At 64.9% G+C, this 23548-nt stretch carries 21 protein-coding genes and 2 pseudogenes; 5 read left to right on the plus strand and 18 right to left on the minus strand.

The annotated features are described in order from the left end of the window. Positions 1–22: 22 nt before the first annotated feature. The 4 genes from BFD71_RS25120 to BFD71_RS25135 form a co-directional block, all read right to left on the minus strand. On the minus strand, positions 23–1303 hold the full coding sequence (locus BFD71_RS25120; protein WP_256094914.1) for an MFS transporter: 1281 nt from the start codon (positions 1301–1303) through the stop codon (positions 23–25). A 2-nt stretch (positions 1304–1305) separates the two neighbouring features. Beyond that, positions 1306–1815 (minus strand): flavin reductase, encoded by a 510-nt coding sequence (locus BFD71_RS25125; protein ID WP_069267022.1) that lies wholly within the window; start codon positions 1813–1815, stop codon positions 1306–1308. Between the two features lie 64 nt (positions 1816–1879). Then, the gene (locus BFD71_RS25130; RefSeq protein WP_069267023.1) at positions 1880–3253 is read right to left on the minus strand and encodes an LLM class flavin-dependent oxidoreductase; all 1374 of its coding nucleotides are present in this window, start codon (positions 3251–3253) and stop codon (positions 1880–1882) included. Positions 3254–3507: 254 nt separating this feature from the next. Continuing rightward, positions 3508–4113 (minus strand): helix-turn-helix transcriptional regulator, encoded by a 606-nt coding sequence (locus BFD71_RS25135; protein WP_069267024.1) that lies wholly within the window; start codon positions 4111–4113, stop codon positions 3508–3510. Between the two features lie 280 nt (positions 4114–4393). Here BFD71_RS25135 and BFD71_RS25140 point away from each other — a divergent pair, with 280 nt between their 5' ends. From BFD71_RS25140 to BFD71_RS25150, 3 genes are all read left to right on the plus strand, one after another. Further along, positions 4394–5278 carry a catalase family peroxidase gene (locus BFD71_RS25140; protein WP_256094917.1) on the plus strand — a complete coding sequence of 295 codons (885 nt, stop codon included), beginning with the start codon at positions 4394–4396 and terminating at the stop codon, positions 5276–5278. Between the two features lie 91 nt (positions 5279–5369). After that, positions 5370–5762 carry a tautomerase family protein gene (locus tag BFD71_RS25145; RefSeq protein ID WP_069267026.1) on the plus strand — a complete coding sequence of 131 codons (393 nt, stop codon included), beginning with the start codon at positions 5370–5372 and terminating at the stop codon, positions 5760–5762. Positions 5763–5878: 116 nt separating this feature from the next. After that, the gene (locus BFD71_RS25150) at positions 5879–6445 is read left to right on the plus strand and encodes a helix-turn-helix domain-containing protein (protein ID WP_069267027.1); all 567 of its coding nucleotides are present in this window, start codon (positions 5879–5881) and stop codon (positions 6443–6445) included. Positions 6446–6481: 36 nt separating this feature from the next. On the opposite strand, the pseudogene BFD71_RS39410 reads toward BFD71_RS25150, so the two are convergent. Together BFD71_RS39410 and BFD71_RS25155 are read right to left on the minus strand one after the other, a co-directional pair. Further along, positions 6482–6637: pseudogene (locus tag BFD71_RS39410) on the minus strand (amidohydrolase family protein); the annotation flags it as partial. 59 nt (positions 6638–6696) lie between these two features. Beyond that, a pseudogene (locus tag BFD71_RS25155) lies at positions 6697–6819 on the minus strand (LysR family transcriptional regulator); the annotation flags it as partial. Positions 6820–6969: 150 nt separating this feature from the next. Between BFD71_RS25155 and BFD71_RS25160 the strand changes: the two are divergent. Together BFD71_RS25160 and BFD71_RS25165 are read left to right on the plus strand one after the other, a co-directional pair. Continuing rightward, on the plus strand, positions 6970–9744 hold the full coding sequence (locus BFD71_RS25160) for an HAD-IC family P-type ATPase (RefSeq protein ID WP_069267029.1): 2775 nt from the start codon (positions 6970–6972) through the stop codon (positions 9742–9744). A 39-nt stretch (positions 9745–9783) separates the two neighbouring features. After that, complete coding sequence (locus tag BFD71_RS25165; protein ID WP_069267030.1) at positions 9784–11526, plus strand: Na/Pi cotransporter family protein; 1743 nt, start codon at positions 9784–9786, stop codon at positions 11524–11526. Positions 11527–11557: 31 nt separating this feature from the next. Here BFD71_RS25165 and BFD71_RS25170 read toward each other — a convergent pair whose 3' ends face one another. From BFD71_RS25170 to BFD71_RS25225, 12 genes are all read right to left on the minus strand, one after another. Beyond that, the gene (locus tag BFD71_RS25170; protein WP_069267031.1) at positions 11558–13078 is read right to left on the minus strand and encodes an ATP-binding cassette domain-containing protein; all 1521 of its coding nucleotides are present in this window, start codon (positions 13076–13078) and stop codon (positions 11558–11560) included. After that, complete coding sequence (locus tag BFD71_RS25175) at positions 13075–14001, minus strand: branched-chain amino acid ABC transporter permease (RefSeq protein ID WP_069267032.1); 927 nt, start codon at positions 13999–14001, stop codon at positions 13075–13077. The genes BFD71_RS25170 and BFD71_RS25175 overlap by 4 nt, the downstream gene beginning before the upstream one ends. Before the next feature lie 23 nt (positions 14002–14024). Next, positions 14025–14900, minus strand: a complete 876-nt coding sequence (locus BFD71_RS25180) for a branched-chain amino acid ABC transporter permease (protein ID WP_069267033.1) — start codon at positions 14898–14900, stop codon at positions 14025–14027. Between the two features lie 93 nt (positions 14901–14993). Further along, positions 14994–16259, minus strand: a complete 1266-nt coding sequence (locus BFD71_RS25185) for an ABC transporter substrate-binding protein (RefSeq protein ID WP_069267058.1) — start codon at positions 16257–16259, stop codon at positions 14994–14996. Between the two features lie 255 nt (positions 16260–16514). Then, the gene (locus BFD71_RS25190) at positions 16515–16769 is read right to left on the minus strand and encodes a hypothetical protein (RefSeq protein ID WP_069267034.1); all 255 of its coding nucleotides are present in this window, start codon (positions 16767–16769) and stop codon (positions 16515–16517) included. Positions 16770–16804: 35 nt separating this feature from the next. Then, a complete protein-coding gene (locus tag BFD71_RS25195; protein WP_069267035.1) occupies positions 16805–17203 on the minus strand; it encodes a VOC family protein in 399 nt (132 codons plus the stop codon). Between the two features lie 67 nt (positions 17204–17270). After that, on the minus strand, positions 17271–18836 hold the full coding sequence (locus BFD71_RS25200; RefSeq protein ID WP_069267036.1) for a methyl-accepting chemotaxis protein: 1566 nt from the start codon (positions 18834–18836) through the stop codon (positions 17271–17273). A 241-nt stretch (positions 18837–19077) separates the two neighbouring features. Continuing rightward, positions 19078–19518, minus strand: coding sequence for a CBS domain-containing protein (locus BFD71_RS25205; RefSeq protein WP_069267037.1), 441 nt, complete (start codon positions 19516–19518; stop codon positions 19078–19080). A gap of 176 nt (positions 19519–19694) precedes the next feature. Beyond that, the gene (locus BFD71_RS25210; RefSeq protein ID WP_069267038.1) at positions 19695–20717 is read right to left on the minus strand and encodes a DUF2891 domain-containing protein; all 1023 of its coding nucleotides are present in this window, start codon (positions 20715–20717) and stop codon (positions 19695–19697) included. 239 nt (positions 20718–20956) lie between these two features. Continuing rightward, positions 20957–21766, minus strand: coding sequence for a 2OG-Fe(II) oxygenase (locus tag BFD71_RS25215; RefSeq protein WP_370684309.1), 810 nt, complete (start codon positions 21764–21766; stop codon positions 20957–20959). Continuing rightward, on the minus strand, positions 21717–22268 hold the full coding sequence (locus tag BFD71_RS25220; RefSeq protein ID WP_069267040.1) for a methylated-DNA--[protein]-cysteine S-methyltransferase: 552 nt from the start codon (positions 22266–22268) through the stop codon (positions 21717–21719). Before BFD71_RS25220 ends, BFD71_RS25215 begins: the two co-directional genes overlap by 50 nt. 27 nt (positions 22269–22295) lie before the next feature. Further along, positions 22296–23021, minus strand: coding sequence for a 2OG-Fe(II) oxygenase (locus BFD71_RS25225; RefSeq protein WP_083245457.1), 726 nt, complete (start codon positions 23019–23021; stop codon positions 22296–22298). Between the last annotated feature and the right edge of the window lie 527 nt (positions 23022–23548).

Here is a 23548-nt window from a genome sequence, read left to right on the forward strand (position 1 = left end):
CGCCTGCGCGCGCCATTGCGGATCACCGACGCCCACCCGCAAGCCGCACCGCATCGGGATGCCGCCGCAACCGCAGCATCGCCACACAGCCGAGCGCCGGTCCCACGGCCAGCATGCCGAAGCCGCCCCGCCATCCCAGCCACGCCACCGCGTACGGCACGAGATGAATGCTCACCAGCGTGAGCAGAAAACCCGCGCAAGTCTGCGCGGTCAGCAGCGTGCCGACCGAGTCCGGATCGGCCAGTTCGGCCACGCTCGCCGAAAACTGCGCGGAATCGGCGATCACCGAGACGCCCCACACGAGCGCGACCGCGCCCATCACGATGAGCGGCGCGTGAGCCAGCCAGCCCATCAGCGCGGCACACGTTGCGCTCGTCGCCATCGCGCCGACCGTGACGGCCGTGCGCCCCACGCGGTCCGCCAGCACGCCGCCGAGCCACGCACCCGCCGCGCCGATCGCGATCACGCTGAAGGTCATCCACTCCGCGCGCGTGCGGGCGTTGGCCATGCCGCGCGCGACGAACGTTTGCTGCAGGAACAGCGCGAGCCACGCCCACATCGCGTAAAGCTCCCACATGTGGCCGAGGTAACCGAGATTGGCGAGCCGCAAGGCGGGTCGCCGCCACGCCTGCGCGACCTTCGCAACGTCGATGCGCGTCGCGCGCCGGATATTCGGCCCGATGCCCGCAAAGCCGATCAGCACCGCGGCGCACGCCGCGCAAGCCGCGGCGACGCCATAGATCGTGCGCCAGCCGAGCCCGCCCGTGGCCGCCAGCAGATGCGGGCTTGCCGAGCCGAGCGTGAGCGCGCCCACGAGCAGGCCGACGAGCAGACCGAGATCGCCTTGCGCCCAGGTGGCCGCGAGCCGCATGCCGACGGGATACACGCCCGCCATGCACATGCCCGTGATGAACCGCAGCGCAACAACCGCACCGCCGACCGGCGGCAGGAACGCGAGCGACGCCGTGGCCACGGCCGCCACGAGCGCGGAACCCGCAAGCAGCCGGCGCAGATCGTAGCGGTCGGGCAGCGAAAGTAACGCGGACGTGATGGTGCCGGCCACGAATCCGCACTGCACGGCGCTCGTGAGCAAGGCTTCGTCGAAGGCGGCAATGGCGTGCGCCTGTTTGATGAGGACCACCACGGTGCTCGACGAAAACCATACGCCCATCGCCGCCACTTGCGCGAGGAGCAGCAATGCGAGCGAGGCGGCCTTGCCGCGTTGCGCCGCGCCAAGCCCCGGCGGCCCCGTTTCGTCCGACGAACGGGAACCGGCAGCGCCCTGGGAAGGCGTGCGCGTCACGCTCAGGCCGCCGCCGCTGCCGCTTGCGCCTGTGCGAGCACGCGATGAAACGCGCGGCCGAACCAGATCAGCCCGTCGCGCCCGCCCACCATGCGCGCCGCCTTGATCTCACAGAAGAACACCGTGTGCGTGCCGACTTCGGTTGTGCGCGCGATGCGGCAATCGAACGAACTCACCGCGCCGCGCAGCGCGGGCGCGCCCGTTTCGAGCCGATACCACTCGGCGAGCGCGAAACGTTCGTCCATGTCGATGTCTTTCGTGGCGAAGCGCGTGGCCACCTCGCGCTGATCGGCCGCCAGCACGTTCACGCAGAGCCGCCCGTTCTCGCGCAGGATCGCGTTGTTGCGGCTCGTGCGATTGATGCAGACGAGCAGCGTGGGAGGCTCGTCCGTCACGCCACACACCGCGGACGCCGTACAGCCGGCGCGCCCGGCGTCGCCATCGGTGGTGACGATGTTCACGGCGGCGCCAAGACCGGACATGGCGTCGCGAAAGAGGGATTTGTCTACCATATTCTCGCCCGCTTGCCGCGGTCTCCTCGTAGCGGGAATTCAGTGCCCGATTTTCATGCGTCGCTCATGCCTCGTTCACGCGCGCGCCGCGATGCTGCGCTGCCGCGTGAGAGGCCGGCAGGCGCGCGCGGCCGGAGAGCTTTTCGCGCAGGGTGCCCTCACGATACGCGCTTTTATACACGCCACGTGCTTGCAGCTCGGGCACCAGCAGTTCGACCACGTCGTCGAAGCATTCGGGCACCACCGTGCGCGAGAGATTGAAGCCATCCACGCCGGCCGTTTCGCTCCACTCGATCAACGTCTGCGCGATGCTCTGCGCAGAGCCGACCCACGGCGCCTGACGGCTGCCAAGCACCATCTGCTCGAGCAGCGTGCGGCGCGTCCATTGCGGCCCGGCGCTGCGCGTCATGGCCTCGACGTTCGACACGATCGCCTGGCTCTTGCCCGTCTCGATGGGCTCGTCGAGGTCGTAACGCGCGAAGTCGATGCCAAGCGACGCCGCCGCGTGCGCGAGCGCCGCTTCCGAACTCACGTAGCGCCGGTACTCGTCGAACTTCTCGCGCGCTTCGCTATCCGTGCGTCCGACGACCAGCGTCGCGCCCAGAAAGACCTTCACGTCGTCGGCCGCGCGCCCGAGTTGCACCGCTTGCGCCCGAATGTCTCCGACGATCTCCTTTACGCCTTCCCTCTTCTGACCGTTGATGAACACGCATTCGGCGTGCGTCGCGGCGAAACGCCTGCCGCGCGTGGACGACCCCGCCTGGTACAGCACCGGCGTGCGCTGTGGCGACGGCGCGCACAGATGCATCGCATCCACCTTGTATTGCGGCCCGCGATGATGAATCATCCGCACGCGCGCGGGATCGGCGTAGATGCCGCCGGCGCGATCGTTGAGGACGGCGTCGTCGTCCCAGCTGCCTTCCCAGAGCTTGTAGACGAGCGCCATGTATTCGTCGGCCAGATCGTAGCGGTCGTCGTGAGCGTTCTGGCCGTCGATGCCGATGGCGCGGGCCGCGCTGTCGAGGTAGCCCGTCACGATGTTCCAGCCGATGCGCCCGCCCGTGAGATGGTCGAGCGTGGACATGCGCCGCGCGAACAGAAACGGCTGTTCGTACGTGAGATTGGCCGTCACGCCAAAGCCCAGATGCTGCGTCACCGCGGCCATGGCGGGAATGACGAGCGTGGGATCGTTCACGGGCACCTGCACCGCGCCGCGCAGCGCGGCGTCGGCATTGCCGCCGTAGACGTCGTATACGCCGACGACGTCGGCGAAGAAAATGCCGTCGAAGAGGCCCCGTTCGAGCTTCTTCGCGTAGTCGGTCCAGTACTGGAGTTCCGTATAGCGGCTCGACTGGTCGCGCGGATGTGTCCACAAGCCTTGCTGAATGTGGCCCACGCAGTTCATGTCGAAAGCGTTCAGACGGATTTCACGTGGCATGCCGGCTCCTTTTGGGCGCGCTCGATGCCATCTACTATAGTAGACGAATGGATACTCGTGAAACCTGGGATTGATCCGGTGTTGGTGGAAAGTACTCGGGCGAACTTCGCCTGCCGGCTTCACTAAATGTGATGCCACCCATCACGGATTGTCATTTGTCCCGCTCGACCGGGTGGCGTATGTTTGCCGGGACGCAGCGCTGCAGTTGGCGCGTGCCGGGCTCCGATCAGCGCGGCGCGGGCAGCGTGGTCCCGTTATTTCCTGGCGATGCGATATTGGCAGATGAGCCGGCCTTCGCGTAAGCAGTGCTCGCTGACCGGGCGGCCAGTCGCCTCGGAAAAATACGCTGCGAGCGCGCGACATACGCATGGCGTTTCACGCACAGCACCCGCAACCGGGCAGCTGTAATTGCGGACCATGATTGCGTCACCATCGGGGACGGCTTCCGTGTGCGCGCCGAGCGCGTCGACGATTGCCATGGCGTCGGCGAGATTCGTCTTGAAGTCGCGCGATGCGGGCAGGCCGTTCTCGCGCGCAAGGCGGCGGCCCGTTTCCGTGAGGATTTCCTCGAGCTCACGGTCGTCGAACCGATGCTTGAGTGTGGCGAGAAGGCCGAGCAGGAACCCGGGGTACGCGCTCGACGATGCATCTTCACTGCCCGGCGCGGCCTCATAGAGGACTGCCGGTTTTCCCGGAGTCCCGGTTTGCAGCAATTTCCGCCGTTGAACGAGCCCCTCCGCTTCCAGTTGCTTCAACTGCATGTTAATCGCCGTGCGCGTCACGGCAAGCCGCTCGCAGAGTTGGACGACAGTCAACGGTTCTCGTTGCAGCGCGCGCAAGACGTCGTTCTTGGTAGTCACGGGAAAGAGGTGTGGATCAGCAGGCGTAGCGGGCGATTATAGCCCCGCCCTGGACGGGACCATATTAACCATAATGACATATATAATTGTCATTATTGTCGATATCAACTAGACTTGCGCTATCTCGTCCAGCCCTCATCCAACCGAAGAGTCCCCAAGCATGAACCGATCCGTGCCCCGTTTTTCGTTAGCGATCCTGTTAGCCCTGTCGACGGGGCAAGCCGCGACTGCCCAGACAACGGCATACCCGCCCGCTCAAAAGTCGACCCCGGTACAACTCGTGGACGCCCTGAATGGGGTATTCGGCAAGCATCCGGACGCGCGGGCGGTGCATGCGAAAGGCATCGTGCTCGAGGGCACTTTCACGCCCAGCGCGAGCGCGCCGGCCGTGAGCAAGGCGCCGCATTTCCAGACCACTGTCCCCGTCGTCGTGCGGTTTTCGAACTTCGCCGGCATTCCCGATATTTCCGACGACCATCCCCTTGCGTCCCCTCGCGGCATGGCCATCAAGTTCAAGCTGCCGGACGGCAGCGACACCGATATCGTCGCGCACTCGTTCAACGGGTTTCCTTCCGCGACGGCCGACGATTTCCGCGATCTGCTGATTGCCCTCGGAACGAGTGGCCCGAACACACCGAAGCCGACTCCGCTGGACGTTTATCTGGGCAGCCATCCGGTGGCAAAGGCATTCCTCACCGCCCACAAGCCATACCCGCGCAGCTATGCGTCACTGCCCTACTTCGGGGTCAACACGTTCAGGTTTATTGATTCAAAGGGCATCGTGACGTACGGGCGCTATCGAATCCTGCCGGTTGGCGGCGCGCACTACCTGGCGGATGCCGACGCAGCAAAGAAGGCGCCAGACTACCTGCAGTCGGAAATCCGCCAGCGCGTATCGCATGCGCCCGTGCGGTTCCGTCTCGTTCTGCAGATCGCTCAAGCGGGCGACAAGCTCGACGATCCGTCCGTAGCGTGGTCGAGCGCGCATCGCACCGTGGAACTGGGCACGATCTCGATCACGAAAGCCGTGGCGGACAATCAGGTGGCCCAACGTAGTCTGCTGTTCCTTCCCAACGCCTTGCCGGCCGGCATTGAAGTCGAAGACCCGATGATCAATGCGCGTTCCGCTGCCTACCCGGTCTCGTTCGCACGCCGCCAGCAATAATCGCCAAACTCAAATCGTGAATCCCGGCACTCAGGTCTGACGGGCTATCGGAGTGCCACCCTCACGCTGTCCCACTCAAGGAGAAGTTCACATGCCAATGCTCAAATTCGACATCATCGAGGGCCGCACCGACGAACAGGTGCGGGCGCTTCTCGACGCCGCCCATGAGGCCATGGTTCAGGCCTTCGATGTACCCGTTACCGATCGCTACCAGAGCGTCAACCAGCATCGTCCCGGCGAACTGGTGGTGGAAGACACCGGACTCGGGTACACACGATCGAGAGACGTCATCTTGCTCACGGCGGTGAGCCGCAAGCGCACCGAGCCGCAAAAGGTCGAGTTCTATCGCCTGCTCGTCGAAAAGCTGCAAACCCAATGCGGCATTTCGCCGGACGACGTCATCGTGTCGATCGTCGAGAACGACGATGCGGACTGGTCCTTCGGCCGCGGGCGCGCGCAGTTCATCACCCGGGAACTGACATAGCGTCGCGAGGTGGGGGGCCACGGTAAAACTGCAGCAACAGTCGCGCACCGGCGAGGAGCCATTCAAAATCTCTGCGCCTGACCGATACGCCACAAGCCGGCCCGTATAATCGACTCATGGACCGACCGCTCACCGACCCCACCTCCGCCATTTCCACGCGCGTGCGCATCGAGCGCGAATCGCGCGGCTGGTCGCTCGCGGACATGGCCGAGCGCTCGGGCGTTTCCAAGGCGATGATCAGCAAGATCGAGCGCGGCGAAGCGAGTCCTACCGCTACCGTGCTCGGCCGGCTTTCGGGTGCCTTTGGCCTGCAGCTGTCCATGCTGCTCGCGCTCGCGGAGCAAACCGGCGAGCGTTTGAGCCGCGCCGCCGACCAGCAAATCTGGCAGGACCCCGAAACCGGCTACACACGCCGGGCCGTCTCGCCGCGCAACGGCGGCATGCTCGACCTCGTGGAGATCGCGTTGCCGGGCGGGGTTCGCGTTGCGTATCCGGCGTCGGCGTTCACGTTCCAGCATCAGCAGATCTGGGTGCGCAGCGGCACGCTGGTATTCGAGGAAGGCGAGCAGGTTCACACGCTCGAAGCCGGCGACTGCCTGCAGCTCGGGCCGCCTGCCGACTGCGCGTTCTTCAATCCGGGCAAGGGCCCGTGCGTGTACGTTGTTGCGCTCGTGCGTCGCTGACTGCGAGCATTTGGACAACTAACCGAGGGTGGGCGCTCATCCCTCCACCCGCGCCTTCACGATCTTCCCTCGCTGCGGCACATATTCAATCCGCTCGCCCTCACCGGCCACCATGCCGATGTCGGCGAGCGGATTACCATCGAGCACGACCATATCGGCAATCGCACCCGCCGCGATCACGCCCAGTTCGCCCTTCAGTTCACTGCGTATTGTTGATGGGATCCGTCGGCGAAGCCACACCGCCCGCCCCCTTGGCGGCCGATCGCGCTTTGCGTGAGGTGCAGTTCGGCAGCCGCACGCGTGAAGCTGGCGTGACGCACGGCGGCTTCGAACGCGACGAGACAGGGCAGCGGAGGCAGTGGCGTGATGCGCATGGAATGACTCGGGCGGGTGGCAGGGAGATGTTGCCATACATCCCACGGCGGCAGCCTCGAACCAAAACTGCACGCGCACCAGGTTGCGCGTGCCTGTTGCGAAAAAAACTTACTATTGCGTTGAATCTCTGCGCAACCAAGGGGGCGAAGATGAGTTCTGCCGAGAATGCGGCAACAGGTGCGGGCGCAGTACAGTGGCACGCCATGCCCGCTGCCGAGATCGAGCGCCAGCTCAGCGTGAATCCGTCGCAAGGGCTCGATGTGGCGGACGCCGCGCAGCGCCTGGGCACCTATGGGCCAAACGTCCTGCCTCAGGGCAAGAAGAGTGGCCCCCTCGTGCGTCTGCTTGCCCAGTTCAACAACGTGCTCATCTACGTGCTGCTCGCGGCGGGCTTCATCAAGCTGATGCTGAGCCTGTGGCTCGACGCCTCGATCATCTTCGCGGTGGTCATCCTCAATTCGCTGCTGGGCTTCCTGCAGGAAGGGCGCGCCGAGAAAGCGCTCGACTCGATTCGCAACATGCTCTCCGCGGAGGCGCGCGTGCTGCGCGCCGGCGAGGTGCGCCTCGTCCCCGCCGAAGAGGTCGTGCCCGGCGACATCGTGCTGCTGGAATCGGGCGACAAGATCCCCGCGGACATTCGCCTCGTCGAGGCGCGCAACCTGCGCACGGAAGAGGCGGCGCTCACGGGCGAATCCGTGCCTGCGGAGAAGAACACCGGCGCGGTGCCGGCGCATGCCACCGTGGGCGATCGCGAGAATATGGCCTTTTCCGGCACGATGGTCCTCTCGGGCCGCGCAACCGGCATCGTCGTGGCGACGGGCAGCCAGACGGAGCTTGGCCGCATCAACGAGATGCTGGCCGAGGTCAGCGCGCTGGAAACGCCGCTGCTCCGCCAGATCAAGAAGTTTGGATACGTCATTACGATCGCCATCGGCATCATCAGCGTGCTGCTCTTCGCATGGGGCCATTGGCTCGGCCACATGACCTTCATCCAGTTGTTCCAGGCGGTGGTGGGCATCGCGGTCTCGGTGATCCCGGAAGGCCTGCCGGCGCTCATCACCATCACGCTCGCCATCGGCGTGCAGCGCATGGCGAAGCGCAACGCCATCATCCGCCGCCTGCCCGCCGTCGAAACGCTGGGGTCTGTCTCGCGCATCTGCTCGGACAAGACCGGCACGCTCACCCTCATGGAGATGATGGTGACCTCGGTCGTGACGGCCGACGCGCCCTATGAAGTGACCGGCGACGGCTACGCACCCGAAGGCGAAGTCCGCGCGGGCGGCAAGGCGCTCGGCGCGCAACGGCCGGAGGTGCTCACGCTCATGGGCCGGGTATCCATGCTGTGCAATGACGCCGGGCTCTTCGAAGAAGACGGCAAATGGAAGGTGGAAGGCGACCCGACCGAGGGCGCGCTCTACCCGTTCGCCGGCAAGCTCGGCATGGACCGCAGTGCGGAGGCCGCCGCAGCGCCGCGCATCGACGGCATTCCGTTCGAGTCCGAACACAAGTTCATGGCCACGCTGAACCGCTCGGCGCAAGGCGAGATGCTGCTCGTGAAAGGCGCGCCGGAGGTGATCATCGAAAATTGCGACCGCCAGCAAACCGCAAGCGGCCCCGCGCCGCTCGACCGCGAGCGCTTTGCGCGCGAAGGCGAACGGCTCGCCTCGCAGGGCGAACGCGTGCTGGCGCTCGCCTGGCTGCCCGATCCCGGCCTCGAAGTGGGCAACCTCGGCCCGCAGGATCTGCCGAAGACGCTCGTGCTGCTCGGTCTCGTAGGCCTCATGGACCCGCCTCGCAAGGAGGCGATCGATGCGGTGCGCGAATGCCACGGCGGCGGCATCCGCGTGACGATGATCACGGGCGACCACAAGGTCACGGCCGCTGCGATCGCGGGCATGCTCGGCATCGGCGACGGCAAGACGGCCGTGGCGGGCGCCGAGATCGAGGCGATGAACGACGCCGCGCTGCAGGAATGTGTGCGCGACGTGGATGTGTTCGCGCGCGCGAGCCCCGAGCACAAGCTGCGGCTCGTGAAGGCGATCCAGGCCAACCGGCAGGTGGTCGCCATGACGGGCGACGGCGTGAACGACGCGCCCGCGCTCAAGAAGGCGGATATCGGCGTGGCGATGGGCATCAAGGGCACGGAAGTCACGAAGGAAGCCGCGGGCATGATCCTCGCCGACGACAATTTCGCCTCGATCTCGGCGGCAGTCAAGGAGGGGCGCACGGTCTACAACAACATCGAAAAGGCCATGCTCTTCATGCTGCCCACCAATATCGCCCAGGGCGCCGTGATTGCCATCGCGATCCTGTTCGGCTTCGTGCTGCCGATCACCGCGCCGCAGGTGCTGTGGGTGAACATGGTCACGTCCGTCGCGCTCGGCCTCGTCATTTCCTTCGAGCCTCACGAGAACGACGTGATGCAGCGCCCGCCGCGCTCGATCGACCGTCCTATCGTCACACCATTCGGCGTGTGGCGCATTCTCTTTGTCGGCGCCACGCTCGTGCTCTATACGCTCGCGGCATTCTTCTGGATGAAGTCGCAGGGCGTGCCGGATTCGATGGCGCGCACGGCCGCCGTCAACGCCATTACGCTGGGACAAGTCTTCTATCTGCTCAATAGCCGTTCGCTGCTCAATTCAGCGCTATCAGTGCGGGCGCACATGGGCAACCCGTATCTCTGGTACGGCATCGGTGCTGTCGTCGTGCTGCAGATTCTTTTCACCTATACGCTGCCCTTTCACGCGGTGTTCAATACCGAGTCCCTGCCGCTCTCGACCTGGCTCTGGCTCGTGGCGGGTGCGATCCTGTTCTTCCTCGTGGTGGAGCTGGAGAAGCTCGTCATTCGTTCGATACCGGCGCTGAAGAAGTCCGTGAGCCCGCAACCGCGCGGCGCGCCAACAAGGCAGTACCATGACGCGTAGAATCGTTTCGTCCCGTCTCGAGAGCGAGGGCCCAATGCCATGCTGCCTGGTGCGAACCTGAACCTGGTCGAGGTGACCGGACTGCTGGTGGGCGGGCTCGCCCTGTTCCTGTTCGGGCTGGATCTGATGACGGGCGCGCTCAAAACGATCGCTGGCGCGCGCCTGCAATCGCTGCTGGGTTCGCTCACCGCCAACCGCTTTCGCGGCGTGCTTGCGGGCGCCGGCATCACGGCGCTGCTGAATTCGTCGACTATCACCACGGTACTGCTGGTGGGCTTCGTTTCCGCGCGGCTCATGACGCTGATGCAGTCCATCCCGATGATCATGGGCGCCAATATCGGCTCGACGCTCACCGCGCAGATCATCGCGTTCAATATCTCCGCGCTCACGCCGTTCATGCTCGGCGGCGGCTTCCTGCTCTATGGCTTCGCGAAGCGCGAAACGCTGCGCGAACTGGGCGGCGCGCTGCTCGGCCTCGGTCTGCTGTTTCTCGGCATCGAAATGATGGGCAACGCGACCCGGCCCCTGCGCGATTACCAGCCGTTCATCGACGCGATGCAGAACATGCGCAATCCGCTCATCGGCATCGTGATCGGCGCGGTGTTCACGGCCATCGTGCAAAGCTCGGCGGCCACGCTCGCGATCGTGATCGCGCTAGGCAGCCAGGGGCTCATTCCGCTCGAGTCGGGCATTGCGCTGATACTCGGCGCCAATGTGGGCACCTGTGGCACGGCGCTGCTCGCTTCAATCGGCAAGTCGGCGGAGGCGGCGCAAGTCGGTATCGTCCACCTGATCTTCAACGTGCTTGGCGTGCTGTTCTTCGCCTTCGTCATTCCGCAGTTCGCCGATTTCGTGCGCATGATCTCGCCTTCCGCGCCCGAGCTGACCGGCGCTGCGCGCCTCGCGGCGGAAACGCCGCGGCAGGCCGCCAATGCACACACAGTGTTCAGCGTGTTCAGCACCCTCGTGCTGATCTGGTTCACGGGGCCCATTGCGAAGCTCGCCGAACGCCTGGCCCCGGCACGCCGCGAAGGGTGGCAAGACCCCGGCGTGCCGCGTTACCTCGATGAAACGCTGGTCGAAATGCCAGCGCTCGCCATTGCCCGCGTGCAACTCGAACTGGCTTCGCTCGGCAAGCTCGTGCAGATTCTCGTCGAGCATAGCGCCACGCTGCTGGTCGAAAGCTCCACGCAGGCGCTTTCCACGGTGTCGAACGAAGACAAGGCGGCAGACTCGCTCAGCACTGCCATACTCACCTATATCGGCAAGCTCTCGGATGCCGTGCAAAGCGACGACGAGGGCCGGCAACTGGTGGATCTCGCGCGAATTGCCACCTGCCTCGACGCCATCCGGGAAGTGGCCACCACGAGCATGCTCGCGTTGAGTCAGAGGCGCGCCGCGCAAAGCGCGGACGTGACCGTGTTGGCGAACAACCCTGAGCTGGTGCAATTCGCCCGGTCCGTCATCGAGCGTTTCACGCTTGCCGTGCAGATGATCGCGCACCCGGAGGCCGACGTCGTGACGGGCATCGTCAACGCCAAGCCGGAAATCGAAGCGCAGTCCGACTCGGCGCGCCAGCGCATCATGTCCGCACTGCAGTTGCGCAACGAGGGAGCGGCGTTCCTTTTCCGCTTCGCCAACGACGTGATCGAGCAGTTGAACGAGGTGGCGCGGCTTTCCCGGGCCATCGCCAAGGCCACGCGGTGGCTGCACGACGTGAAAGTGCTGGAGCCTGAAAGCGCAGAGGCCGTGGCCGAGACCGAGGCAGAAGCTCAGGCGTGAAGACGCGGCGCGCGCATGCCGCGCGTGGCCTTCAACGCGGCGCGCCCGAGGTCAGTGCATGAGGAACGGTCGTGGGCACCGCTTCGAGAAAGCCGCGCCCCATCTCCGTCTCGAAGCGCGAAGCGCTCCCCTCCCAGACGATGCGCGCATGTTCCAGCACATAAACGCGGTCCGCGTGCGGCAGGGCGAAGCGAACGTTCTGCTCGCCCAGCAGCACCGTAATGGGCGTGGACTGCTGCAGCGCGTCCAGCGCCTTCGAAAGCTGTTCGAGGATCACGGGTGCGAGCCCGAGCGTCGGCTCGTCGAGTATCAGCAGCCTGGGCTGAGGCATGAGCGCACGCGCAATGGCCAGCATTTGCTGCTCGCCGCCCGAAAGCGTGCGCGCGGTTTGGCTCTGGCGCGACTTGAGGATCGGAAAGAGGTCGAACAGCCACGTGAGCTGCTTCTTGCGCAGGTCGTCGGAGAGATGATAGCCGCCGAGTTCGAGATTCTCGCGCACCGTCATGTCGCCGAACAGCTCGCGCGTTTCCGGGCATTGCACGAGGCCCGCGCGCGCGACGGCCGCCCCGCTCATGCCCTTCAGATCGCGCCCGTCGAAGCGGATCGTCCCCTTGTACGGCAAGAGGCCTGAAAGCGCGTTGAAGAGCGTGGTCTTGCCGGCGCCGTTGAGGCCGACCACCGAAACGAACTCGCCCTCGCGCACGCTGAGGCTCACGCCGTCGAGCGCGCATGCCTTGCCGTACAGCACGCGCAAGTCCGAAACCTCGAGGATGGCGCGCTTCGCCTCGCCCGCGACGCTCGAGCGCTGACGCAGCTCCAGCTTGCTGCCCAGATACACACGGCGCACCGTTTCGTTTTGCATCACCTCTTCCGCCGTGCCTTCGGCAACGTGCTCGCCGAGGTACATCGCGAGCACGCGGTCGGCGAGCGCTGAAAGGCTTTTGACGTTGTGATCGACCAGCAGCACCGCGCGCCCCTCCGCGCGAAAACCGCGAATCAGCTCGGAGAATGCCTCCGATTCCGCAACCGTGAGTCCTGCGAAGGGCTCGTCGACGAGCACGACCTGCGGGTCGCGTGCTATCGCCTTCGCCATCTCCATGCGGCGCAGGTCCGCGAACGGCAGCGTGGCAGGGTGCCGGTGCATGACGGCGGCCAGACCCACGCGCGCGGCAATCTCCTGCGCGCGCCGATGCACATGCGGCTCTGCCGCGAGCTTGACGAGCGAGTCGGGCAGCAGTGCGAGCTTGATGTGCTCCAGCACCGTTTGCCGATGCAGCGGGCGCGAATGCTGAAACACGATGCCCACACCGGCGCGCGCAATGCGGTGCGGCGCCCAGCCGGCCATCTCTACGCCGTTCACCTTGACCGAGCCCGCGTTGGGGCGCTCGATGCCCATGATGAGCTTCATCACCGTCGACTTACCGGACCCGTTGGGGCCGATCAGGCCCAGGATCTCGCCGGGCCGGATGTCGAAGCCGATGTCCTTCACCGCGACGAGACCGCCAAAGCGCTTGGTCAGCCCGCGTACCGAGAGCAGCGGCGTGTCGTTCATTGGCGGGCCCTCGTACGCAGCAAGTTGCCGAGCAGGCCGTCCGGAAAGAACAGCAGCGCCGCGAGCGCGACGGCCGCGACGACGAACGTGTTGAGTTGGCCAAGTGGGCGCAGGAATTCGCCGGCCACGATCAGGAAGATCGATCCGAGCACGGCACCGAGTATCGTGCGGCGCCCGCCGAGCACGGCCGCGATGATGATCTGCACGCCGACGCTCAGGTCCACCACCGTGCTCACCGAAGCCGTGCCTTGATAGAACACGAGCATCGCGCCGGCCACGCCCGAAAACACGGCGCTGATGCAAAAGGCCACGAGCTTGTGCCGCGTGACGTTGAAGCCCAGCGCCTGCGCACCGGTCGCGTCCTGGCCGCTCGCCTGCAAGATGAGGCCGATTGCCGAGCGGGAGAGACCGAACAGCAGGATCGCGCAGACGACCAGAAACGCCAGCGCGATCCAGTAGTTGTGGTTGGCGTCGACGGACATCACGTCGGGCACCATCATGCCGATCTCGCCGCCCGTCACGCCCGCGAAAATCACGATGGCGTTCTGCAGCAGCAGCACGGCCACGAGCGTGACGAGGCCGAAGTACGGGCCGCGCAGCCGCAGCGCGGGCACCGCGAGCAGCAGGCCGCCGACCAGCGCGAAGAGGCCGCCCGCGATCACGCAAACAGGAATCGGCAGCCCCCAATGGGCGTCGATGATCGCCGCCGAATAGGCGCCGAGACCAATCAGGAACGTCGGGCCGAAATTGACCTCGCCGGCAAAACCGAACAGCAGGTCCCACGACATCGCGAACACGCCGAAGTAATACGCGACCGTGAGCACGCCGAGGATATACCCCGACATCCACCACGGCAGCGTGGCCGCCGCAACGGCGAGCAACACGGCCACCCACACCCCACGCGAACGAAGAAGACCGGACATGTCGATGTGCTCCCCTCGCTCCGTTAGCGACGACCCAGGAAGCCCTGGGGCCGCACATAGACGACGAGCACCAGCAGCAGCAGCGCTGGCAGCGGCCGCAGCGTCGGCGCAACGAGATACGCGGTGACGGTCTCCAGATAGCCGACCACATACGCGGCCATCAACGATCCGGAAACGCTGCCGAGCCCGCCCAGCACGACGATGGAGAACGCGCTCGCCGTAAGCTGCCCGGCGTTGTTCGTACTCACGCCGAGGAACGACGCCAGCAGCACGCCCGCAATGCCCGCCAGCACGCCGTAGATGGTCCACGCGAGCAGATAGATGCGCGAGAGTTCGAAGCCGAGCAGCGTGAGGCCGCGCGGATTCATCGAGGCGGCGAGCAGCGCCTTGCCCGCGCGCGTACGATTCACGAAGAGCCACAGGAGGCCGATCACGGCCCAGCAGACCACGGCGATCATGATCTCGTTGAACGGCACGCGCACGCTGCCGATCATCGCCACGCCGCCGATGAGCGGGCGCATCGTCACCGGGTTGTCGGTGAAGAGCCAGGCCATGCCCTGCTGGATCATGATGCCCCACAGCAAGGTGCCGGTGAGCACGAAGATTTCCTTCTCTTCGGCCGGAATCGCAGCGGAACGCTGGATAGGCCGAACCACCATCAGGTAGGTAACATAGGCCGCGATGAGACCGGCGACCACGCCAAGCAGCGTGCCGAGATAGGTGCCGAGGCCCGCCTCGCCCGCGAGCATCCAGCCCATCAGCGCGGCGACGAGCATCACGCCACCATGTGCGAGATTCAATATGCCGGAGACGCCGAAAATCAGCGTGAAGCCGATGGCGCCCAGCGCGTAGAGCGAACTGATGGCAAAGCCGTCGATGAGGATCTGCAAGAGCAGCATGCCCGGCCTTTCAGGTGGATTGGCGTGTCGCAACATGCGCCATGCGGCCCATCGTCAGACGAAGGGCCGCACGGCGCGACGCACTACGCGAAGCTAGTTTGCGCTAGCCTGCTGGAGCTTGATGAAGGTCGGGAACTTGACCTTGCCGTTTGCAACGGACTTGGGCCAGATCGCGATCTGCTTGCCGTCCTGCCACTGCAGGTTGATGCCGGTGATGTAGCCCGGGCCGTACTTGAGCGCGTGCGTGAACGTGTCGTTCTTGCCGTAGAATTCCCAGCGCCCGATCGTGCCGACGTAATCCGTCTTCTCGAGCGCGGCGACCATCTGGTCCGGATCGGTCGAGCCCTTGTTGCGCTTGATCGCATCCGCGAGGATGTATACGAGGTCATAGGTCGAGAAGCCGCAATACGCTGGCGATACGCCGAACTTCTTCTGGTACGCATCCGCGAAGGGCACCGTCTTCGGCGTGATCGCCACACCCGGCGCCGCGGCGGAAGCCGTGATCACGCCCTCCGTCGCGCCGTTCGTGTCCTTCCAGAAGCTCGTGGTCGTGGCCTGGGAGCTCTGGCCCGACATCGGGATCGGCACCTGCTGATCGTGCCATTGCACCGTCGGCTGCACGCCCACGTGGCTGATGCCCGTGGTGATCGTATCGGGGTGTTTGGCCTCGATCTGGTTGAAAATTGGTGTGAAGTCCGAAGTATCCGGATTGAAGCGGATATGATCCAGCACCTGAAGACCGGCCTTGGGCAGGCATTCCATGAAGCGCTCGTCGAGCGGCTTGGTCCATGCCGCGTCCTCGCTCATCACGACCGTCGACTTCATCTTGAACTGGCCGACGAGAATATCGTGCGAAAAATCGCAGATCGACTGCGCGATGAATGCCGACGTCATCCAGCCGTGGAACGTGTATTTGTAGTGGTCGTAGTCGTCGTGAACGTGCTTCGAAATATCGTTGCTCGCGGCGCCCGGCGTAATAAAGGGCATTTTCAGCCGCGCCGACCAGGGTTCCATGGCGAGCGCCACTTCGCTGATATAGCTGCCGATCACGGCGACGACCTTGTCCTGGGTCGCGGCGCGCTGGAACGCGCGCACGCCGTCCGAGGCCGACGAGTGGTCGTCGTAGGCGATGATCTGGATGGGCCGGCCATCTACGCCGCCGCTCGCGTTGATCTCGTCCGCGGCGAGCTGCGCCGCCTTGCTGATCGAGGCGCCCGCCACCGCGGACTCCTCGCTGATCACGCCGATCTTGATCGGGTCGCCCGCGGCATGCGCGCCGGCCGCGAGGCCCAGCCCTGCCGCCACCATACCCGTCGCCGCTACGCGATGAAGGTTTCGCCACACGCCGTTACAGGACATCATGCATCTCCGATTCGCCTGGATCGTTGAAGAACATCTGCCCGCTTCAAAGCTGCTTTGAAGAATGTGCCCCCAACAGTATCACCCGCCTTTACACGCTCAATCGGGAAAAACGATGACAGGTAACATACGGATAACGTGCTGATTTCATGGTGCAAAGCGGCAAGAAAACGCGCTTGCCCGCGCGGCTGCGAACGATGCGCGCAGCACCTCGCGCACGTTCGCGCTCGCTGAACGCATCAGGGGACGAGACGCTCACTCGCGCTCCTTGCCCCAGCGCCAGCGAGGCGGCTCACCCTTGAGCCAGCAGACCGCCGAAAGCGCGAGCGTGGCGAGTATCACGAATGCCGCGAATGCGTACGGCTGCCCGTGCGGTTCAAAAAGTACCGCGCTCAAGGCAATCGACAAGACATACGCTACGAGCACCACCCACCCCTGCCAGGTGAGCGGAAGTCCCCACCCCCAGCCATAGCGTTTGGCTCGAAACCAGTATTTGCCAGTGCCCACCATGTCCCCATCTCCCGCGCCTCGCGTGAGGCGCAACTTCAGGCCGAGGCAGTATGGCACACGGCCTCGACCCGGTTTCCGGCAGGATCGATGAGAAAGGCGGCGTAATAGTCGGCGTGATAATGCGGCCGCAAGCCTGGATCGCCATCCGAGCGGCCGCCCGCAGCGAGACCGGCTGCATGGAACGCATCGACCTGCGAGCGTGTAGCGGCCTTGAAGCACCAGTGCCGCTTGTTCGGCTCGATGGCGCTGGCGTCCAGGTAGATGGAAAGATACGACGACTGCGTTTCGGCGGCGTCGCAACGCTCGCCGTAGCCGAGCGCGTTGGGGCGGTCGTAGACCTTGAGCGCACCCAACGCATTCATGATCGCATCGTAGAAGGGACGCGCAGCGTCGAGATCGGGCACGCCGATCGAAACGTGATCGAGAAGCTGCATGGTGCTGGCACTCCGCAGTCGTGAATACACGACTATAACCGGCGGATCACACCCTGCAGCGTTTGCGTTACCCGGTGCGGCCGACGCGGAACACCGAAACCGCGGCGTTCAGCCGGTGCGCTTCGTTTTCGAGCGACGACGCGGCAGCCGTTGCCTGCTCAACGAGTGCCGCATTCTGCTGGGTCACGAGGTCCATCTGTCCCACGGCGACGTTGACCTGATCGATGCCCGTGCTCTGCTCCGCCGCCGCCGATGCGATCTCGTTCATGATCGCACTCACGCGCGCGATCGCTTCGACGATTTCGCTCATGGTCGAGCCCGAGCGCTCGACGAGGCCCGCGCCCGTTTCCACGCGCGAGGTCGACGACTCGATCAGTTCCTTGATCTCCTTGGCCGCCGCGGCGCTGCGCTGCGCGAGCGAGCGCACTTCGCTCGCCACCACCGCGAAGCCGCGCCCTTCCTCGCCCGCGCGCGCCGCTTCCACCGCCGCGTTGAGCGCGAGGATGTTGGTCTGGAACGCAATGCCCTCGATCACGCCGACGATCTCGCCCACGCGCCGCGAGTCGCCCACAATGTCCTGCATCGTGCCGACCACTTCGCGCGAAAGCGCGCCGCCCTGCGCGGCGAGGCCGGAAGCGCCCTCGGCGAGCGTGCTGGCCTGGCGTGCGTTTTCGGCGGTCTGCTTGACGGTGGAGGTCAGCTCTTCGATGCTCGCCGCCGTTTCCTCGAGCGAGGCAGCCTGCTCCTCGGTGCGCTGCGAAAGGTCCGTATTGCCCGCCGCGATCTCGCTCACGCCCTTGTCGATCGACAGCGCGCCTTCACGCACGCTGCTGACCGTCTTGATGAGTGCATCCTGCATCTGCCGCAGCGCGGCCTGCAGGCGGCCCATTTCGTTGTTGCTCGTCGTCTGCACCGTGCCGCTCAGGTCGCCCGCGGCGATACGCTGGAACTGGGCGATGGCCGCGTCCACGGGATGCACGATCGCGCGCATGAGCGCGGCGCGGCCAATCCACGCGAACAGCAGCGAGAGCACCATGCCCACGCCCACCGCGACGCTCACTGCGTTGAAACGGTCCTGCGCTTCCTGGTAGCGCTGCGCACCGAGGTCGATCTGGCGCTTCTCGAGTACGAGCATCGCCTTTTCGTAGTTGCTGTAGAGCGACGGCAGCTTGTGGCCCTGCAGTTCCTGGAATGCGGTTTTGTCCCCGGCCTTGAGCGCCGCCAGTGCCGGCTCGAGGCCATCGTGCAGGAAGCTGTTGCGCCTGGCCTGCATGTCGGCGATCAGATCCTGCGCCTCGCCTTCTCCGCTCGCAATCGACAGATAGTGGTCCAGACGCTCGTTCGAGTTCTTCAGGTACTGGTCGTAGCGCTTGAGCACCGCGTCCGCGGCATCGTGGTCGCCGAGATCGGAGAGCGATGCGTTGGTGGCGAGCGCGAGGCGCAGACGCAGCAACTGGCCGGCGCTGCCTTCGAGGTCGGCGACGGCCGGCGTATTGACGGTGTACATGGTGCGCAGCGACTCGTTGCCCGCTCGCATCGACAGGAGTCCTGTGGCGGCGCCGACGATCAGGACGATGCCGAAGAAGGCGATCATCAGGGTCAGGCTCGCGCGTATCGACAGCTTGTGAAGCATTCCTGGTCTCTCTTCCGTGGGGGCGCGCGGCTCTGGAGGCCGCGCGTGGCCCAGTCGTTTTTCATTGATTGTTCCGGTGCGCTTATCCAGTGCAGCCCGGGCGTTCAGGCTGATTAAGCGCCCAGTACATAACAACGGCAGGAGAGCTTGCGAACTTTATGGTTTGCTGCAAAGAAGTACGACCGTTAGCAACGCTTCGTAATACAGACCAATATATGGGACGCGTACGAATCAATCCGCATCACGCGCTGGCTGGCTCCGCACCCGCCTCGCCCTCGTCCATCGGCACGAGATAGCGCAGCACGTCGCGCCAGCTCACGATGCCAACGGGACGGAATTCGGCATCCACAATGGGAATGCACGAAATCTTGTTGGACAGAAAGAGGGCCACGGCGTCGGAGAGGCTCGACTCGGGCCGCAGCGTGAGCGGCTTGCGGCTCATGATCTGGTGCACGCGCTTGTTGAGCGTGCCGAGATCGCGCGCGGATTCGACCACGCTGTCGATGAACGGGCTGATCGCGCGCAACAGGTCGCGATCGGAGACGACGCCTTGCAGCTTGCCGTCTTCGACCACGAGCAGATGATGAAAGCTCGCTTCGGCGAAAATCTCGCGCACGGTCGCGAGCGTGTCATCGAAGCCAATGGTGACGACACGGCTCGTCATGAATTTCTCTACTTGCATACCTTCCAGACCTGAATGGGTTCGACGTCCCGAGCCGGACGATGCGCTGCGCGGCCGATTCCGGCTGCAACTCGGGGCTTCAGCCCGTGATATCGACCGCAGGCGCGTAAATCTTCAGTCTGGAAAGCGGCGTGAGGCGCGCGCGAACGGTACGCCCAACACGTTTCACGCCTTCGTCATGCTTCTAGCGCGAGCGTCGCGAAGGTGGCGAGCCAGTGCTCGCCCATGTAGTCCCCAGCCACGTGGTCGAGCGCGCGGGCCAGATGCAATTGCGCGGCATCGTTGAGGACGGCCACGCGTGCGTCGCCGGCCGGCAGTGCGCGTGCAAGTGAGCGCTGACACCACGCACGGCTCAGGTTGAGGCCGTCGAGGTGGGCGATCTTGCCGTCACTGCGGTCGGTCACGGTGGCCGGCGTGAAGAGCGTGACCGGTTCTTGCACCGCGAGGCTGGGCAAAAAGCGCGTGAACCACGGCTCGAAATCCTGTGCGCGCAACACTCGGCTCATCAGCAGGGCCACGCTCAGCGCGGGCGAGAGGAATTCGTCGCCGCCCGGCTCCCATGCCTGGCAGCCCGCGTCGTTCGCGTGCCAGCGCGTGGCCGTGTCTTCGATCAGCGTCGCCAGCGCCGGACGCGCTGTGGCTTTTGCGAAGTCGTACGCGAGCGTGAGCGCGAACGCCGTATTGAAGTGAGTGCCCACTCGCAGCGGATAGGTCGCCTTCGGCAGGAACTCTTCGAAGCGCTCGACGAACCAGTCGGTGAGCGGCGCTAGCGCCGCCTGCCAGCGCGCGGCCTGCGGCAGCTTCATCGATTCGACCAGCGCGTCGACTTGCGCCGCGAGCGCGAGCAGCCATGCCCAGCCATAAGGGCGCTCGAAACCGCGATTGTGCGCGAGCGTGAGGTAGGCCATCTCGCCGGCCATCTTCTCCGGCGTGAAGTGTTCGTCGACCACGGCGACGATCTGCGGCCCCTCGGGCAAGTCGGGAAAGCGCTCGAGCAGATGCAGCACGAGCCAGTAGCCGTGCACGCACGAATGCCAGTCGTAGCTGCCGTAAAAGGCCGGGTGCAGCGCGCGCGGGCTCTGCACGTCCTGGGGGCCGTCAAGCGAGTGGGTCAGCTTGTTCGGGTACTCGCGCGTGAGGTGGGCAAGCGCGAGCGAGGCGAACTTCGAGGCATGGGCGGCGGTGAGTTGTGTGGTCATCGTGAGCTCATCAGAACCGGAAAACGAAGGCGTACATCAGCAGCGTGGTGAGAAATCTATCACGACAATTTATCGATAAATAGTCGATAAAGTCTTTGTAAGGGAAGTCCCTGGGCGATGGGCATCGCATGAAGGCGAATCAATGCCGCCGCGCTGGGGCGCGGCGTATGGCTGGGGTTGGCGGGCTTGGCAGTTAGTTGCAATCGCCGCGACGGACTGGAATCTCTGTTCAGCAGGATTCAGAGATCGAATGCGTGTTGATCGTTCGCCGCCTTCTGCGCGTCGTGGAACGACAACTCGGCGCCAATGCGCTCGCCGCTGCGCACGCGGCTGATGGCATGCCGGAGGTTCACGCGGTAGTAAGCGCTGCTGCCTTTGAATGGCCGCTGGGCAGTGGCGATGATCGCCGCGTCGCCCAAGCCGAGCGGAACGACCGTCGGGCGCGACTGCATGCGCGGACGCTGCTCGGTCAGCACGAGTTCGCCGCCCGTGAAGTCTTTCCCCGGCGCCGAGAGCAAGGCGACCATTTGCAGCGGAAATACATGCTCCCCTTCACTGCGTTGATGCAGCGCCAGATAGTCGTCGGTGCGGAGCTGGTTCAGATGCGACTGCGCCTGCGTTTGCCCCGCTCGACGGTTGCGCTCCAGAAATGCATCCAGCGCTGCAGGGTACCGATAAGGCATGCCAAGCATCTCGTTCCATCGATTGGCGATGGGCGCCAACTGGCGATAGAGGTCCGCACGCCATTGCGCCCACGGATGCGGCAGCGCGGCGCCGAAGTACAGTAGATCGCCACGACCGAGATCGAGCGAGGCGAGCGGAACGCGGCGCAACGCGGTCAATCTGCCGGCCTCGCGCGCGAGCATGCGGGCCTCGGCCGCGCCAGCTAGCCGAGGCAGTACCGCATACCCTTCGCTGTCCAGTTGCGCGGCGATTGCGCTCCAATCGAGCTTATCGAATGTGTTGGCGGCTGAACTCATAGACAAGGACATATTCGTTTCAAAATCCCGGGAGCGTTGCCGTCTGCGGAACCTCGCGCGCGGCCGCAATCGCCTTCTCGTGTTCGAGGAGCCAGCGCTTGCGATGCAGGCCCCACGCGTAGCCCTTCAAATCGCCGTTGCTGGCAATCACGCGATGGCACGGCACGACGATAGCGATGGGATTCGCGCCGCTCGCCGCGCCGATGTCGATCGCCGCGCGCGGGTCTTCGAATCCCAGCGCTTTCGCGAGCTTGCCGTAGCTGGTGGTGGTGCCGGCCGGAATGTGGCGCAACGCCGCCCAGACCTCTTCTTCCAGGTCCGAACCCGCCATGACGACCGGGAGAGCATCGAGTGCGTCCAATTCGCCCAGGAAATAGCGCGTCATGGCGTCGGCAATCGAAGCCGGCGCGGCGGCGTCGATCAATTCGGCACTCCCGTAACGATCGCGCAGACCGCGATGCAGACGAGAGCGGTGATCGGCGAATTCGAGCGCATACAGCCGATGCTGCGCGTCGCTCACCAGCATGAGATCGCCAGGCGGCGACTTGATATGGCTGAGAAACAGTTGCATGATGCGTTCCTTCGCGTCGTGCGCGCGCTAACGTGAATCGTGAAAAATCAGGCCGACCGTGTGGCGCTTGCCGCTGCGCACGACGCTCACGCCGTGCCGCATCGCGACCCTGCGCGTGCCGCCACGCCGGTTCGCAGCCGGCCGCTGGTTGACGGTGAACAGCACCGCGTCGCCCTGGTCCAGCGGAATCACTTCGGCGCATTGACCGTTCGACGCGCTCTGCGTCATCACGAATTCGCCGCCCTCGAAATCGACGCCGGGGCGTGAGAGCAGCATCGCCACCTGCAGCGGAAACACATGCTCGCCGTACAAGTCCTGGTGCAGGCAGTTATAGTCGCCCGGGCCGTATTCGAGGATGAGCGGTGTCGGACGCGTTTGCCCCGCGCGGTGGCATTGATCGAGAAACGCGTCGAGATCGGCCGGGTACTGCGTGTCGATCCCCAGCTGCTCGTTCCAGCGGTTGGCGATAGGCGCGAGGGACGGATAGAGCGCATGCCGCAAGCGCTGAAGCAGCGACGGCAGCGGATACGCGAAGTACTTGTATTCCCCGCGCCCGAAATTGTGACGCGCCATGACGATGCGCGAGCGAAAGCGATCGTCCCTCGCGTAGAGGGCGGCAAGCTGTGCGCATTGTTCGGGCCTGAGCACGCGGGGCAGCACTGCGTAGCCGCGCATGTCGAGCGATCGCTCGATCTCGACCCAGTCATATGTTCCGGATTCCCGCTTCTCTGCCCGCATGGCCCCGGTACTCATCGCGTGTATCCCTCCTCTCGCAAGCGGCATTTTCGCCGATCTCCCATACAGACCAACGATACGCCTACGCTCCGCGCGTTCCGATCCGAATGTTGCGCTCTAATTCGGCGCGCGCCACGGCGTGAATGCCATGCGAATGTCACGGCAAGAAACGGGTATTGACGAGGTTTGCCTGTCGATATCGTTCATTTCAGGCGCAGCAATCCTGCTTCGCCATGAATCGAGATCAGCAGTCGGAGTAGGAATGACGGTCACCCATCACCCCCTCCACAGATCCGTACGTGCGGAATTACCGCATACGGCTCCTGCCTTGGGTCGTAACGATCAGACGCTGGGACGGATACGGATGGCAGATACGCACGGGAGGCAACCAGTGCAAGACGAGGCGCTCCATTCGCTGCCTGGTCAGTCGACAGGTCTGGCTGCGGCGTCGCAAGGTCCGATACCACAGGCGTGCAATGTGGCCCCGGAAGCGCCCGAGGCGCGAGCCGTTGCGTGGCACACCGAAGTACCGGGCATGCCCGGCC

Origin of the sequence: Paraburkholderia nodosa (genome assembly GCF_001718195.1) — a bacterium.
GTDB classification, from domain to species: Bacteria; Pseudomonadota; Gammaproteobacteria; order Burkholderiales; family Burkholderiaceae; genus Paraburkholderia; species Paraburkholderia nodosa_A.